Below are 15,410 nucleotides of genomic sequence, written 5' to 3' on the forward strand. Positions count from 1 at the left end.
CGTGGACGACGCCACCCTCGCCTTTTACCAGCAGCTCTACGCCGGCACGCCCCTGTACGTGGTGCCCGAGCCCGGCGCTGCGCCGCTCACCGCCCCGGTAGCACCGGTGGCTCCAGTGGCAGCAGCTTCGCAGCCCGCGGCGGCTACTCCGCCGGCCGCTGTTTCTCCGCCGGTAGCTCCGCCTACGCCGCCGGCCCCGGTACCCCAGCTCGGAGCTGTGGCCGTTCCGCCCGCGCCTGCGCCCGAACCGGCCCCAGCTGCACCCGTCCGGCTGCCGTCGCTGGCCGATCTGCGGGCCGCCCGTACCGCGGCCGCTTCGCCCCAGCCGGAGCCCGCGGCCGCGCCCCCTACTCCGCCGCCCGCGCCAGCTTCCGTACCGCCCGCCGCAGCGGCACCCGCCCCGGCTGCCCCGCCCGCGCGCCAACCAGTCCCGTTCGATACGCTGGGCAGCAACGCCAACGGCCTGGTCCTGCTCGTGCGCCTCGACGACCCGGAGCGGCTGCCGCGCATTCAGCGCAACGTGTTCCTGAACAACATGCTCAAGGCCATTCAGCGAGTGATGGAGGAATGCGTCGTGGTAAACGTCCGCTCGCCCTACCCGGTGAGCCTGGAAGACCTGCGGGCCCGTGGCCTGGCGGTGCGCGAGGTTATCGGCTTCGGCAAAAACCTGCTCGACGTGGCCACCAAGCGCACCGAGCCCTACGAGCCCGTGCGCATCGGCGACGTGGCCTACCTGCCCGCCGCCGAAGTGGAAATCATCGAGTACGACAACGGCCGCAAGAAACAGCTCTGGCAGGCGCTGCAACGGATGTTTCTGGGATAGTTGCCAGTTGCCAGTTGCCAGTTGCCAGTTGCCAGTTGCCAGTTGCCAGTTGCCAGTTGGTGTACTAGCCTGCTGACCAGGAGTTACAAAAAAAGGCTCGCGGCTTGCGCTGCGGGCCTTTTTTGTTGCCATCAGTCTGACAACCGGCAACTACCAACTGACAACTTACTTCAGCACCGTGGCCAGCTTGGCAGACAGGGCTTCGCCGCGCAGGTTTTTGGCGATGATGCGGCCCTGCGGATCGAGCAGGAAGTTCATCGGGATGGACTGCACGCCGTAGGCCTGCCCGGCGGCTGACTGCCAACCCTTCAGGTCCGAAACGTGGGTCCAGGTCAGGCCGTCGGCCTGGATGGCCTTTTCCCACTTGCCCTTGTCCTGGTCAAGCGAGACGCCGTAGATGGTGAATTTCTTGTTTTTGAACTGCTCGTAGGTCTTCACCACGTTGGGGTTTTCCTGGCGGCAGGGGCCGCACCACGAGGCCCAGAAATCGAGCAGCACGTACTTGCCGCGCAGCGAGCTAAGCGGCACCACTTTACCCGCGGGGTCGGTCAGCTGAATGTCGGGCGCGACGGTGCCGATGGCGGTTTTGCGCAGCGGTTCCAGCGTCTGCACCAGGGCCTTGGTGTAGCGCGACTCGGGCTGGGCCTTCTTCAGCTGCGTAGCCATCGAGTCGGCGAAAGGGAAGTTCTCGTCGGCGTTGAAAATCTGGGGCGTGCCCAGGGCAAAGGCCGACACCACCGAGGTCGGGTTCTGGCGGATCAGGTTCTTCAGCGCGCCGGTGTTCCGGGCCTGAGTGCTCATAAACCGGGCTTCCAGCACCTTCATCGAGTCCTGGCGGCCGGCCTGGGCATTGGCCTGGTAGCGCTCCATGATGCCCTGCAGCTGGCCGCTGCTGCGCTGCATCTGGCGCGTGAGCTGCTGCATCATCTCCGAGTCCTTGGAGCCCTTCACCGAGTAGTCGGCGGCCAGCTTCTGGGCGTCGCCGCTGAGCTGCATTTTGGTTTTGTTGTCGAGCACCAGCCACACTTCCTGCTTCTCGCCTTCCAGCTTCAGCTGGTAGAGGGCGGGCTCGGAGGCGGTGCCTTTCAGCGTGAAGCGGCCCTGCGCGTCGGTCGTGGTCGACTCGCGGGCCACGAACTGGTTGTCGGTCAGCTCGGCCAAGGACACCTTGGTGCCGGCCGTGGCGTTGCGCAGCTGCCCGCTGATTTCGTAGCCGGTCTGGGCGGCGGCTTCGGTGGTCGACGACGAGGCGTCGGTGCAGGAGGTGGAGGAAAGGCTCAGCAGCGAGGCCACCAGAATCAGGCTGGTCATAGGGTATTTCATGAAATCAGAAGTCGACGGCGGCGCGCCGGCAGACGCACCGAAGGCAGAACGACGCAAGTTGCCGATTTATGGTGATTTGTACACCAAAAGCCACCTGCCACAGCCCGGCTACAGCGGCGGGCCGGCGTTTGGTTCCCGGCCGGGCACGCTCAGTTCAGCAGCGCGGCCACTTTCCGTTCCAGTTGCCGGCCGCGCAGGTTTTTGGCGATGATGCGGCCCTCGGGGTCGATGAGCACGGCGGCCGGAATGGCCCGCACGCCGTAGAGCTGCCCGGCCATCGACTGCCAGCCCTTCAGGTCCGATACCTGGGGCCAGACCAGCCCGTCGGCCTGAATGGCCTTCACCCACTTGTCGCGCTCCTGGTCGAGCGAGACGCCGTAGATTTCGAAGCCCTTGGCCTTGTAGGCGTTGTAGAGCCGGACCACGTTGGGGTTTTCCTGGCGGCAGGGCCCGCACCACGAGGCCCAGAAGTCAATCATGACGTACTTGCCGCGCAGGCTACTCAGGCTCACCACCTTGCCATCGACGCCGGCCAGCTGGATATCGGGGGCCGGGGCGCCCACGGCGGTGGCGCGCAGGCGGGCCTGGTTGGCCAGCAGGGCTTTGGTGTAGCGCGACACCGGCTCGATTTTCTGGTATACGGCCGTCACCGAGTCGAGAAAGGCCGCCTGGGCTTCGTCGCCCAGCAAACTCAGGGCGGCAAACGGTGCCAGGTAGGTAGGCCGGCGGGCCAGCGCCCGGGCCGCCGCCAGCTGGGCGGCTTCCAGCGCCCGCCGCTCCTGGTTGAGTGCGGCCCGGGTGGCCGCGTCCTGGGTGGCGTTGTAGCGCTGCATCAGCGCCTGCATTTTCTGCACGTTGGCCAGCCGGGCCTGCTCGTAGGCCATCAGCGCCTCCGCCTCGGGCGTGCCGCCTACTTTGCCGGTGCTGCCCAGCCGCTCGGCGTCGCCACTGACGTCGACGTGGGCACCCGGGGCCAGCGGTACGGCCAGCAGCTCGCGCTTCTCCGGCACGGCCACGTAGTACACGGCCGCCTCGCTCACCTTGCCGCGCACCGTGAAGTGCCCCTTACCGTCGACGGTGCCCGAGCCGAGCACAGTTGCCGGTTCGGCCTGCGTATCGACCACGAACACCCGACTGCCGGCCGGCAGGCTCTGCAGGGTGCCGCGCACCTCGAAGCGGGAGTCGGCTTTGGCGGGCTTTTCGCGCTTCTGGGCCAGCGCGGGGGTGGTCAGCAGGGCAGCCAGGGCCAGCAGCGGGTACACGGGCTTGTTCATCGGCTAACGGTAATGAATTGAGCCGAAAGATACGCGCCGGGCGTCAGCCTTGCACCAGGCCCGTGCGGCGAGTTAGTCGAGCGGAATGTACTCGGCTATTTTCTGCCCCAGCACCCAGCCCTGCAGACCCCGGGCCAGGATGCGGCCGTCGGGCCCGATGAGCACGGTGTGGGGCAGCGGAAACGTGCCGAGCCCGTAGGCACCGGCCACCGGGCTTCGCTGCCCCGCTAGCATCGCCGCGTGATGTCCCGGCAGGGCGGCCCGGTAGGCGGACGACCCAAACTCCCCTACCGACACATGCACAAAGCGCAGCCCGCGGCTGGCAAAATGTTGGTGCAGCCCGCGCAGGCCCGCCCACTGGCTGGCGTTGTAGGGGTCGGCCGGGTCCCAAAAGCTGAGCAGCACGTAGCGGCCCCGAAAGTCAGCCAACCGTAGGTCCCGCCCGTTGGTATCGGGTAAGCTGAAATTTGGAGCCTGTTTTCCGGGGACGGTTTGCTGCACGGCCCGCAGCCGCCGCAACAGCTCGCGGGAGACGCGCGCTTCGGGCTGCTGGCGGCGCAGCTGCTGACTGATTTCCAGCAAAAAGGCGTACTGGCCGGGGTCGATTATCAGCTCCCGCAAGGCTAGATAAGGGCCCAGATACTCCCGGGGCTGTTCCTGTCGCCGACGCTGGAGGTGGGCCGCCAGTTGGCGGCGCCAAGCGGTGTGCAGCTGTTCCCTCTCTATCAACCAGGTTGCCAGCCGCTCATCCGATGGACGCCGATACACCGTCTCCCCGTAGCCGCTGGAGTAGCTTACCGTCTCTGCCGGTCCCAGCAACTGCTCATGGCGGCGCTGGACGTTGGCTTGGTGCCGGGCTTGCAAGCGTTGGTATTCCATCCAGGCGGCAGCAGCCGGGGTGCCGCGCAGGGGCACGTAGGAATGCGGCTGGTACCGCTCCACACGCCCGACTTCCACCGTGTCGCCATTGGCCAGGGGCACGGGAGTGTATGGAGTAAGCCAAGTTGGGCACGAGGGGCAAGCCTTCCAGCCTGCCATCAGCTGATACACGCCCGGCTCCGGCACCCGGCCCTGCAGCACAAAGCTGCTGTCAGGCCCCACCCACGCGGAATCCAGCCGCGCCGCGGGTTGCCCGGGCAGCTGGTCCACGAGGTACACGGGCGTAACGGGCGGAAAATCCGAACGGGCTTGGCGCAGTACGTAGCCCGGCTCCTGAGCCCCTAGGGGGACACACCCCGCGCTACCCAAGCCCAGCAGCAGCCAAATTGTATTTCGGATCATAAATGAATACGGTGTGCCCAGGTAACGCTGCTCCCAGTGTTTGCGTGTGGGCGGCCGGCTGAATCACCCCAAGCTCAGCAGGACCTGGCACCGGAGTAAAAGCAGCGGCAAACTGCGACCGGAAACACAAAACCCGCCCGCCGTACTCCGGCTGGCGGGTTTGATGACTGCCTGGAAAACGGCCCCTTACGCCTGCTCCAGCTTGTCGCGCAGCAGCTGGTTAGCCAGCTTGGGGTCGGCTTTGCCCTTGGTGAGCTTCATCAGCTCGCCCATAAACATGCCGGTCAGCGACTTTTTGCCGGCGCGGTACTCGGCCACTTTGGCCGGGTTGGCGTCGATGACCTGCTGCACCAGGGCTTCCAGCTCGCCCGAGTCGGCTTGCTGCAGCAGGCCCAGCTGCTCGGCGGCGTGGGCGGCCGACTGCACCGGGTGCTCCAGCAGGTGCGGGTAGAGCTGCTTGGAGGCCACCGAGTGGTTGATTTTGCCCGCGTCGATGAGGCCAATGATGTCGGCCAGCTGCTGGGCGCTGAGCGGGAAGTCGCCGATGGTCACGGCCCGCTCGTTCAGGAAGGACTTCACCGGGCCCGACATCCAGTTGGCGGCGGCCTTGGCGTTCGGGGTCAGGCGCGTCAGCTCGTCGAAGAACAGGGCAATTTCCTTTTCGGCGGTCAGCACGTTCGCGTCGTAGTCCGAGAGGCCCAGCTCGCCGGTGAAGCGGGCGTAGAGCTGCTGCGGCAGGGCCGGCAGCTCGCTTTGCACGCGGTGCAGCCAGGCGTCGTCGACGATGACCGGGGGCAGGTCCGGCTCCGGGAAGTACCGGTAGTCGTTCATCGTCTCCTTGGTGCGCTGGGCCTGGGTGGTGCCGGTGGTGGCGTCGAAGCCGCGGGTCTGGCTGATGACTTCCTCCCCGGCCTCCAGCAGCGCAATCTGCCGCTCGATTTCGTGCTCGATGGCGCGCTGCACGTTGCGGAAGGAGTTCATATTCTTCACCTCCACCTTGGTGCCGAACTTCTCGGCCCCGCGCAGCATCACCGAAATGTTGGCGTCGCAGCGCAGCGAGCCTTCCTCCATGTTGCCGTCGCAGATGTCGAGGTACTGCACCAGCTTCTTGATTTCGGCCAGGTAGGCGTAGGCCTCGTCGGCGTCGCGGATGTCGGGCTCCGACACGATTTCGATGAGCGGCACCCCGGCGCGGTTCAGATCCACCAGCGTCTCCGTTTCCCCGGCCAGGTGCATCGACTTGCCCGCGTCCTCTTCCATGTGGATGCGGGTGATGCCCACCGGCTTCACCGTACCGTCCGAGAGCCGGATGTCGACGTGGCCCTTGGTGCAGAGCGGGGTCTTGTCCTGGGTTATCTGGTAGCCCTTGGGCAGGTCGGGGTAGAAGTAGTTTTTGCGCGCAAACAGGTTGTCGCGCGTAATCTGGCAGTTGGTGGCCAGGCCCATCTTGATGGCGTACTCCACGGCCGTGCGGTTGACGCGCGGCAAGGTGCCGGGGTGGCCCAGGGTGATGACGGAGAGGTTGGAGTTGGGCAGGGCGCCGTACTCGTTTTCGTCCGACGAGTACATTTTGCTGCGCGTGAGCAGCTGCGCATGCACTTCCAGGCCAATAACGGGCTGGTATTTCGATTTGATGCTGTCGTCCATGAATCACTGGTTTCCGCGAAGCCGACCGGCCCCAGAAACTGGGTTAGTCGAACTACGGGGCGGAATGAGGGGCGTAAAAGTACGAAGCCGAACGGCTTGTTGGGTGGGCTTATTCGAGGCGAAACGTGACCGGTACGCCAAACTGCACGTCGACCACGTCGCCGTCGAGGCGGGCGGGCGTCCAGCCGCTGAGTGTGCGCACTACGCGCAGGGCTTCCGCGTCGAGCAGCGGGTGAGCGGCCTGGCTCACGTTCGCGTTCTGCAGGCGGCCCTGCCGGTCGACCACGAAGCTGATGAAGACCTTGCCCGTAATGTCGTTACGCTGGGCCTTGGCGGGGTAGCGGGTGCGCGTGGCTATTGCCTGCATCAGGCCCGTAATGCCGCCCGGAAATTCCGGAAACACCACGTAGGGCGCGTACGGCACGGTTTGCCCATCGGGACCGAAGCACTGGGCGGCGGTTTGCTGGCCGTCGGCGTACTGCTCCTGCCGGCGCAGCTGCCCGGTGGGATAATACGTGCGCAGCCAGCCGTGGCGCTTGTTGTTCACAAACTCCTCCTCGGCCAGCAGCTGCCCGCTCTCGTAGTAGCGCCGCTCGGTACCCTCCACAATTTTCTTGCGCACGTGGGCGTAGGGCATCACCTGCCACACCTTGCCCGAGGGGTAGTAAGAGGTAATGATGCCGCGCACCGAGTCCAGCAGCTGCGTTTCGTCGCGGAAGCTGTGTCCGGGGCCGAAGCCAAAATCAGCGTTGAGGCCTTGCGCTTGGAAATGCTCATTGACCGTCCGGCCGCCCATGCCCTGCGCGGCCGACTCAGCCACGCCACCGGGCAAACTGACCAGCATCAGCAGGGCGCCAGCCGCCCCAAGGGCACGCTTCACAGAAGTACAAATCATGGGAGTATCGGATTATTCCTCCCGGGCCGCCGTGCGCCGCGCGGGGTAATAGAAAAAGTCGCCCTCCAGCACGCTGCTCACCGGCTGGTCTTCGGCGGTGGCCGGGGCCAGGCGCGGCAGCTTGCGCACGGCCTCCAGCGCGGCGGCGTTCAGCTGCGCGTCGTCGGAGGCCAGCACGCGGGCGCCCTGCACGTAGCCCAGGCTGTCGACCTGAAACGCGACGTGGACCACGGCGTCGGTGGCGCGGGCGTAGGTTTTGGGCACAAACTGCGCGAACTGCTTCTGCAGGCTCTGAAACACCGCGGCCTGCCCGGCACCCTTGCCGGCCAGCCTGGCGCTGCTGCGGTAGCCGGGGCACACGTCCAGCGCCTGCCCGTCGGGCCCAAAACACTCGCTCTTGACCACGGCGCCGGCTTTGTTCTGCTGGTCGCGGCGCAGCTTGCCCGAGGCGTAGTAGGTTTTCATGGGGCCATCGGGCTTGCCGAGGCGGTAGCTCACCTCCTCGCGCAGCTGCCCGTTCGGGTACCACTCGCGCACCCGGGCGTGGGGCACCTGGCCGGGCAGCTCGCCGGCGTAGCCCGCGTCGAGCAGGGGCTGGTGGCCCTGCACGGTGAAGCGGCGCACGCGCCAGCGCACACCCAGGCTGTCGGCGCGGCGCAGGATGTCGTAGGCGTAGGCGCCCTCGGCCGAGGGCAGCGGCACCAGATTGCGGTCGAGGTAGCGCAGGGCCACGCGCTGGCCCTCGAGCTGGTCGAGGCGGGTTACCACTTTCACCTGCGCGGTGGCCGCGCTGCTCAGCCCGAGGGCCAGCCCGGCCGCGCCGGCCAGGGCGGCGCGGCGTTGAACATGTAGAGTAGCCATGCGGGCAAGATACGAAGGCCGCCCGCTAAGCCCAGGTTACGCTTTTCGCTCAGGGCTTGCGGCGCTTGGCCACGGCAGGGCTGTAGAGCACGAAGCCTTCGATGGGGTCGGGCGCGAGGCGACCTTCCAGGCGGGCCGGCTCGAAGCGCGGCAGGCGGCGGATGGCCTCCAGCACGGCCGCGTTCAGGGCCTCGTCGTCGCCGCGCAGGATGCGCGGGGCGGTGGCCCGGCCCAGCGTGTCGACGTAGAACGCGAAGTACACGATGCCCTTGCCGGGCCGGGCGTAGCCAGCGGGCAGGTAGTGCGGGTAGTCCTGGCTGAGCTGCTGCTGCACGTCGGGGCTGCCGCTGGTGGGCTGGGCGAAGGTGTGGTAGGGCGGGCACTCGGCCGGGTCGCCGGTGGCGGTGTAGCACTCGGCCCGCACGGCTTTCTGCTTGTAATAGTCTACGAGGCGGCGCGTCTCGCCGTTGGGGTAATAGGTCTGCAGGCGGCCCTCGGCCATACCCTTGCGGTAGCTGGCCTGCTCGCGCAGCTGCCCCGAGGGGTACCACTGCCGGCTCGGCCCCTCGGGCACGCCCCAGGGCAGCGCCCCGCCGAAGCCCAGGGCCAGCAGCGGGCGGCGCGTGGTCAGGTCGTAGCGGCGCACACGCCAGCTGATGCCGGCGCTGTCGAGGCGCTGCAGCACTTCGTAGCTGGCGGCGCCCGCGGCCGCGGGCAGCGGGGCGCCGGCCGCGTCGTAGTAGCGCAGGCCGGCGCGCTTGTCCTGCAGCTCGTCGAGCACGGCCACGACGGGCAGATCGGGCACGGGATTATTTTGGGCGCGGGCGGCCAGGGGCAGGGCGGCGAGGCAGGTCAGCAGCGGCAGGCGGAGGGTCGAGCGTAGGGCCATAGGCGGGTGGAGCGGTGGTTGGGCAGGCCTATAAACGCAGCGCCCGCGCTTCCGTTGGGCGGAAGCGCGGGCGCGGGTAGTCGAACTGACCGGGGCAGCCGTTTAGGAGCGGCGCTGCGGGGGCCCACCGGCGGGGCCGCCGGCGGCGGGCAGCTGCTGCATGGCCATCAGCTGCTGAATGCTTTTCTGCATGCCCTCGTTGGAGCCGTCGAGGAAAATCACGTTGCCCTTGCCCTGCTCGGCGAAGTGCTTGATGGCCTCGGTCCACATCGAAAAGTACACCAGGGAGGGGTCGAGGTTGTTTTCCGTCAGCTCCTGCACGGCGTGGGCCATGCCCTTGGTGACTTCCTCGCGGAACAGGGCCACGCCCTGCCCGCGCAGCTGGGCGGCCACTTTCTCGGCTTCGGCCGCAATCTTGATGGCGTTGCCCTCCGCCTCGGCGGCCTTGGTTTTGGTGATGAGCAGGGCCTGGCCCTCGTTTTCAGCGGCGGCGCGCAGGTTGCTGCTGGCCACCACCTTGGCCATGGAGCGGATGATTTCCTCGTCGAAAGTGATGTCGTTGAGCTGCAGATCGATCAGGTGGTAGCCCCAGCTTTCCAGCGTCGCGTCGAGCTGCTCCTTCACGTGGGCCACGATTTCGCCGCGCAGGCTGAGCACGGCCGCCTGCCGCTGGGTGGCCACGAAGGTGCGGATGCTGCCCTCCACGGTGCGCACCAGCGCCTGCATCAAACTCATTTCGTCGACGAACTTAAAGGCCACGTTCTTGATGGCTTCTTCCTCGTGGTTGAGCACCGCGTACACCAGCATGGCCTTGAAGTTCACGTTGGCCTGGTCGGAGGTAATGGCCTGGAACTGCAGTTCCAGGGAGCGGTTTTGAATGCTGATGCGCTTGTAGACGAACTCGATGAAGGGAATCTTGAAGTTCAGCCCCGGCCGCATGATGCGCTGGTACTTGCCGAAAATGGTGATGACCGCCACGGTGCCCTGCTGCACCACGACGAAGGAGAGAAACAGAAGCAGCCCGAGCAGGAGCAGCGGAACCAGCAGAAAAGGCATACGGCGGGAATAAGGTGAGAGTGCGGCCGGAAAGTAAGCGGAATAAAACCAATCGGCCGCTACAGCCCCAGCTGGCGTATGGCTTTGATAACGCCGGGCGCCTTGAAGGTGATGGGTACCAGCATGGCCATGGGTACCCGCTCCCCGTCGACGCGGCCGGGCTCGAAGGCCGGCAGGGTGCGCACGGCGGCTACGGCCGCCGCGTCCAGCTCGGGGCTGATGCCGGACTGCACGCGCACGTCCGTCACGTCGCCGCGGGCCGTCACGTTGAAGGCCACCAGCACCTGCCCCTCGCCCACGTCGGTCAGGGACTTGGGGTACGTGAGGTGGGCCTGCAGGTAGCTGACCAAGGCCGTGTTGCCGCCGGGAAAGGCCGGCTCCTGCCGAAACGGAATGTGCGGCTCCACCAGCTGGCCCTCGGGCGTGAAGTACTGGCCCTTGACCAGCCGGCCGTGGGCAAAGAGGTCGTTGCGCCGCAGGCTGCCGTCGGGGTAGTAGGTGCGCAGGTAGCCGTCGATTTTCCCGTCGTCGGAGCGGTACTCCAGCCGGGGCTGCCCGTCGGGGTACCAGGTGCGCACCGGGCCCTGCACCACGCGCCGGTCGGGGGCGCTGTAGCTGACCTCGGAGTAGAGGCGGCCGTCGGGGAAGAAAATCTGCGTCACCACGGGCGCCCCGGCCCGGGCGGGCAGTTTCACTTGGGTGTAGTGGGCATTGGCCGGCTTCACTTCCAGCAGATCGGTATCGTAGAAGCTCACCAGCGAGTCTTTGATGCAGTCCTGGGGCGCCTGGGCCCAGGCGGGAGCCGCGCCCAACAGGCCACCGGCAACGAGTAATAGCACTTTCATAAACAATCGTTTGGGTAAAAATAACACCTCCAGGCCGGATGATTGTCGGCGGCAGCCGGAAGAAAAATAAGCGGCCTCGCCTTCGGGCTTCCGCCGGGCGGTCAGCGGCCCGGGCCGGCCGGCCCCGCCAGCAGCTCTTGCAGCGCGGCAGCTTCGGTTTCCAGGGCTTCGGCCCGCAGGCGCAGCAGGTGGTATCGGGCGCTCAGGTCGGAGCGGAGCGCCGGTTCGCGGATAGCCAGCCAGCGGTGCCGAAACCAGTTCAGCCAGGCCGCCCGGCTGACGCGGATATCGGGCCGGTCCGCGTCAGCCGGGCCGGGGTCGGGCGCCAGGGCGGCCCGCAGGGCGGGCAGCGCGGCGGCCCAGTGGCCGGCTTGTTGGGCCTGCTCCTCCAGGGGCCGCAGCTCCCGGCGCAGGCGGCGGGCGTGGTGCTGGCAGTAATCAAGGCGGGCTTCGAGCGGAGCCCGTTCGGGTGCCTCCAGTACCGGGGGCGGCGGCGCGGCGGTGGCCGCGTCGAGGGCGGCCATAAAGGGTTCCAGCCCGTCGAATACTGCCTGGTTCAGCCCCCGCTCCCCCGTACCCATGCGGCTCAGCAGCGTCGCATCAACGCCTACGTACTGGGCCAGCTCGTAGACTTTTAACCCAAAATGCGCCCCCAGACGCGAAAAGCGGGAGTGTGTAGCGGGACGGGCCATAGCTTGTCAGGAATTTTGACTCAAGATGATGAATTCTTGACAACAGCTGTCATTAATTCCCAACAGACATGCAGAATTCTTGACAGCGCTTGTCAAGAATTTTCGGCAATGAACTGTAATTCTTGACAAGTCATGCGCACGCACAAATGCAAGGTGGCGTCCTCACATCGTTCAAACGGTCCTGAAACGCCAACGGCCCCGGACGTTGCCGCCCGGAGCCGTTGCTTGATTTAGTATCAGTCAGGAATTAGCCCAGCAGCCCGCTCACCAGCCCTTCGGCCTTGCCGATGGCCGCGTCCAGCCCGGCCGCGTTCTTGCCGCCGGCGGTGGCGAAGAACGGCTGTCCGCCGCCGCCGCCCTGGATGTCCTTGGCCAGCTCGCGCACCAGCTGCGAGGCGTTGAGCTTGCCGCCTTTCGCCAGCTCGTCATCCAGCATCACGGCCAGCTGGGGCTTGCCGTCGATGTCGGCGCCGAGCACCAGCACCAGGTTTTCCGTCACCTGCCGCAGGCCGAAAGCCAGGGTTTTGAGCGCGTCGGCGGAGCGGGCGGGCACTTTGGCAGCCAGGAAGTTTACGCCGCCGAGCGGCTTCACCTGGGCGGCCAGCTGGTCCTTGAGCTGCCCGAGCTGCTGCTGCTCGGCCTGCTCCAGCTGCTTGCGCAGGGCGGCCGTTTCCTCGCTCAACTTCTGGATGGTGGTGGTCAGGTGCTGGGGGTTGCCCAGCAGCTCGCGCACCTGCGCCAGCAAATCCATCTGCTCGTCCACAAACTGCTCAGCCAGCTCGGCCGTTACGGCTTCGATGCGGCGCACCCCGGCCCCCACGGCCGACTCGCTCACAATCTTGAAAAAGCCGATTTCGCCGGTGTTCGGGGCGTGAATGCCGCCGCACAGCTCTACCGAGTAGTCGGCATCGAAGGTGATGACGCGCACCACGTCGGCGTACTTCTCGCCGAACAAAGCCGTGGCGCCCCGTTCCTTGGCCACCTGCAGCGGCACGGCGCGCTCCTCGCCCAGCGGAATCTGCTGGCGGATGCGCTGGTTGACAATCTGCTCCACCTCGCGCAGTTGGGCCTCGGTCACCTTGCTAAAGTGCGAAAAGTCGAAGCGCAGCAGCTTTTCATTGACCAAGGAGCCGCGCTGGGCCACGTGCGTGCCGAGCACCTGGCGCAGGGCCGCGTGCATGAGGTGGGTGGCCGAGTGATTCTTGCGAATCTGCTGGCGCCGGGCCTCGTCCACCTGGGCCGTCACCGGGGCGTCGATGTCCTGCGGGAGGTCCAGGGTGGTGTGCACGATCAGGTCGTTTTCCTTGCGGGTATCGATGACGCGCACCTTGGCCAGCGGCGTGAGCAGGTAGCCCGTGTCGCCCACCTGCCCGCCCGACTCGGCGTAGAACGGCGTCTGGTCGAGTACGATCTGGTACTCGGTTTTGCCCTTCTGCGTCACGGCGCGGTAGCGCAGGATGCGGGCCTCGGCGGTGGTAGCGTCGTAGCCCACGAAGCGCGGCTGCTCCTGCGACGGTTCCACGATGGTCCAGTCGCTCTGCTCCTGCTCGGAGGCGTTGCGCGAGCGGGCCTTCTGCTGCTCCAGCTCCTTCTTAAACTCCTCCTCGCTCACGGTCAGCCCCTTTTCGCGGGCCAGCAGGGCGGTCAAATCGAAGGGGAAGCCGAAGGTATCCGACAGCTCGAAGGCTGACTTGCCGTCGACGTGGCCGCCGTGCTGGCGGAAGCCTTCTTCCAGGGCATCGAAGCGGCGCAGGCCGTTTTCGAGGGTGCGCAGGAAGGCAATTTCCTCCTCCTCAATCACGCGCGTGACGAACTTCTCCTGGGCTTTGAGCTCGGGGAAGATGCTCTTCATGTGGTCGGCCAGCACCGGCACGATCTTGTAGAGGAAGGGCTGCTTCTGGTTCAGCGACGAGAAGGCGTAGCGCACGGCCCGGCGCAGGATGCGGCGGATGACGTAGCCGGCCTTCACGTTGGAGGGCAGCTGCCCGTCGGCAATGGTGAAGGCGATGGTGCGGATGTGGTCGGCAATGACACGCACCGCAATGTCGGTTTTCTCGTTTTCGGTGGCCGGCGGGGTGTTCACCGTGGCCGGGGCCGTGCCGTGGTACTCCACGCCGGCTTCCTTGGCAATGAACTGAATCAGCGGCTGGAACACGTCCGTGTCGTAGTTGGACTTCACGCCCGACACGGCCATCATCAGGCGCTCGAAGCCCATGCCGGTGTCCACGTTCTGCTGCGGGAGCTTGATGAGCGACTTATCGGCGCGGCGCTCAAACTCCATGAACACGTTGTTCCAGATTTCGACCACCTGCGGGTGGTCGGCATTCACCAGCTCGGCGCCGGGCTTGGCGGCCCGCTCCTCCTCGCTGCGAAGGTCGACGTGGATTTCGGTGCAGGGGCCGCAGGGACCGGTGTCGCCCATTTCCCAGAAGTTGTCCTTCTTATTACCTGGAAGAATCCGGTCATCCGAGGTGTACTGGCGCCACAGCTGCTGGGTCTCGGTGTCGGCGGCGGTGCCGTCGGCCTGGTCACCCTCGAAGTAGGTCACGTACAGGCGGTCCTTGGGCAGCTTGAACACGTCGGTGAGCAGCTCCCAGGCCCAGGCAATGGCGTCGGTCTTGAAGTAGTCCCCGAACGACCAGTTGCCCAGCATCTCGAACATGGTGTGGTGGTAGGTGTCGTAGCCTACCTCCTCCAGGTCGTTGTGCTTGCCGCTCACGCGCAGGCACTTCTGCGTGTCGGCAATGCGCTTGTAGGGGGCGGGCTTGTTGCCCAGGAAATAGTCCTTGAACGGGGCCATGCCCGAGTTGATGAACATCAGCGTCGGGTCGTCCTTCACCACGATGGGCGCCGAGGGCACGATGTGGTGGCCCTTGGAGGCGAAGAAGTCGAGGAACTGCTGGCGGACTTGAGTGGCGGATGGGAGCGACATGAGCGGCGTAGCGCGAAGTTTCACTTCGCGTCTTTCGGTTGGTATCTTTAGAAGGAGCGGCGCGGCTAACTTGGCCGCCGCCGGTTTTTGGCTACTTTTCGGCTTCCGAAGCCGCCGCTGCGGCCCCGGAAAGCACTTCCGGCAAAGGTAGAAAGGTATTAGGTATTGGGTAATAGGTCGTGGGACATTGTTTCACGCCCCACCACCCAGCCTTTTTATCCTGATACCCACTACCCCCTACCTACTACCAGTCCATGCCCTACAAAGAGCGCGACATCGAGAAGCAGTACTACACCATCGGCGAGGTGGCCGCGCAGTTCGACGTGGCCCCGTCGCTGATCCGCTTCTGGGAAACCGAGTTCGACGACCTGAAGCCGCGCAAGAGCAAGAAGGGCAACCGCCTCTACTCCCCCCAGGACATCGAGACCTTCCGCACCATCTACCACCTGGTAAAGGAGCGCGGCTACACCATCCCCGGCGCCCGCGACATCATGAAGCAGCGCGGCCCCCAACTCAAGGAAAAAGTCGACGTGATTCACTCCCTGGAGAAGGTGCGCAACTTCCTGGTGCAGCTGCGCAAGGAGCTGGACGTGGCGGGGAAAAATCAGCCGGGCGCGTGATGGAACGCCCCAGTCAGCCCGAGCGGAATACTGCCGAACCGTGGTGGTATGCGGTTCTCTCATTTTTTCTGGCTGCGATGACGGCAATTGCCGCCTTGGTTGTGGGCTTGGTTACCGGCTATTCAAACTCTGATGGCCGCGACCGGACCTCAATGGGAAGCCGTGGCTCCGCTATTCTGCACTCTATCCTTATTTTTTGGATGTTAGGCTGGCGGCCCTTGCGACTCACTGGCTTCGCAAGGGCAGATATGCCAGTGCGGCGGGTCTGTTCA

General features: G+C 65.9%; 13 protein-coding genes. 2 read left to right on the plus strand and 11 right to left on the minus strand.

Features of this window, described 5'->3' with window-relative positions:
* Position 1 precedes the first annotated feature (1 nt).
* Positions 2 to 823 carry a hypothetical protein gene (locus tag FDY95_RS14280; protein ID WP_138078625.1) on the plus strand — a complete coding sequence of 274 codons (822 nt, stop codon included), beginning with the start codon at positions 2 to 4 and terminating at the stop codon, positions 821 to 823.
* A gap of 165 nt (positions 824 to 988) precedes the next feature.
* On the opposite strand, the gene FDY95_RS14285 is transcribed toward FDY95_RS14280, so the two are convergent.
* The 11 genes from FDY95_RS14285 to alaS all read right to left on the minus strand — a co-directional run bounded on the left by FDY95_RS14285 (position 989) and on the right by alaS (position 14,518).
* Entirely contained in the window at positions 989 to 2,146 is a 1,158-nt protein-coding gene (locus FDY95_RS14285) for a TlpA disulfide reductase family protein (RefSeq protein ID WP_138078627.1), read from the minus strand.
* 149 nt (positions 2,147 to 2,295) lie between these two features.
* Complete coding sequence (locus FDY95_RS14290; protein ID WP_138078629.1) at positions 2,296 to 3,420, minus strand: TlpA disulfide reductase family protein; 1,125 nt, start codon at positions 3,418 to 3,420, stop codon at positions 2,296 to 2,298.
* A 72-nt stretch (positions 3,421 to 3,492) separates the two neighbouring features.
* Positions 3,493 to 4,401 (minus strand): peroxiredoxin family protein, encoded by a 909-nt coding sequence (locus FDY95_RS14295; RefSeq protein WP_171025683.1) that lies wholly within the window; start codon positions 4,399 to 4,401, stop codon positions 3,493 to 3,495.
* Between the two features lie 486 nt (positions 4,402 to 4,887).
* Entirely contained in the window at positions 4,888 to 6,348 is a 1,461-nt protein-coding gene (gene gatB, locus FDY95_RS14300; protein ID WP_138078633.1) for an Asp-tRNA(Asn)/Glu-tRNA(Gln) amidotransferase subunit GatB, read from the minus strand.
* Positions 6,349 to 6,457: 109 nt separating this feature from the next.
* On the minus strand, positions 6,458 to 7,243 hold the full coding sequence (locus FDY95_RS14305; protein ID WP_138078635.1) for an energy transducer TonB: 786 nt from the start codon (positions 7,241 to 7,243) through the stop codon (positions 6,458 to 6,460).
* Between the two features lie 12 nt (positions 7,244 to 7,255).
* Positions 7,256 to 8,104 (minus strand): energy transducer TonB family protein, encoded by an 849-nt coding sequence (locus tag FDY95_RS14310; protein WP_138078637.1) that lies wholly within the window; start codon positions 8,102 to 8,104, stop codon positions 7,256 to 7,258.
* A gap of 49 nt (positions 8,105 to 8,153) precedes the next feature.
* Positions 8,154 to 8,993, minus strand: a complete 840-nt coding sequence (locus tag FDY95_RS14315) for an energy transducer TonB (RefSeq protein ID WP_138078639.1) — start codon at positions 8,991 to 8,993, stop codon at positions 8,154 to 8,156.
* 102 nt (positions 8,994 to 9,095) lie between these two features.
* Entirely contained in the window at positions 9,096 to 10,049 is a 954-nt protein-coding gene (locus FDY95_RS14320; protein WP_138078641.1) for an SPFH domain-containing protein, read from the minus strand.
* 59 nt (positions 10,050 to 10,108) lie between these two features.
* Positions 10,109 to 10,894: an energy transducer TonB gene (locus FDY95_RS14325; RefSeq protein ID WP_138078643.1), complete on the minus strand. Its 786-nt coding sequence runs from the start codon at positions 10,892 to 10,894 to the stop codon at positions 10,109 to 10,111.
* Positions 10,895 to 10,995: 101 nt separating this feature from the next.
* Entirely contained in the window at positions 10,996 to 11,586 is a 591-nt protein-coding gene (locus FDY95_RS14330; RefSeq protein ID WP_138078645.1) for a hypothetical protein, read from the minus strand.
* A gap of 247 nt (positions 11,587 to 11,833) precedes the next feature.
* Positions 11,834 to 14,518, minus strand: a complete 2,685-nt coding sequence (gene alaS / locus FDY95_RS14335; RefSeq protein ID WP_138078647.1) for an alanine--tRNA ligase — start codon at positions 14,516 to 14,518, stop codon at positions 11,834 to 11,836.
* Between the two features lie 254 nt (positions 14,519 to 14,772).
* On the opposite strand from alaS, the gene FDY95_RS14340 reads away from it, so the two are divergent.
* A complete protein-coding gene (locus FDY95_RS14340; protein ID WP_138078649.1) occupies positions 14,773 to 15,138 on the plus strand; it encodes a MerR family transcriptional regulator in 366 nt (121 codons plus the stop codon).
* The last annotated feature ends 272 nt before the right edge of the window (positions 15,139 to 15,410 follow it).

Source organism: Hymenobacter jeollabukensis (assembly GCF_005771675.1).
GTDB classification, from domain to species: Bacteria; Bacteroidota; Bacteroidia; order Cytophagales; family Hymenobacteraceae; genus Solirubrum; species Solirubrum jeollabukense.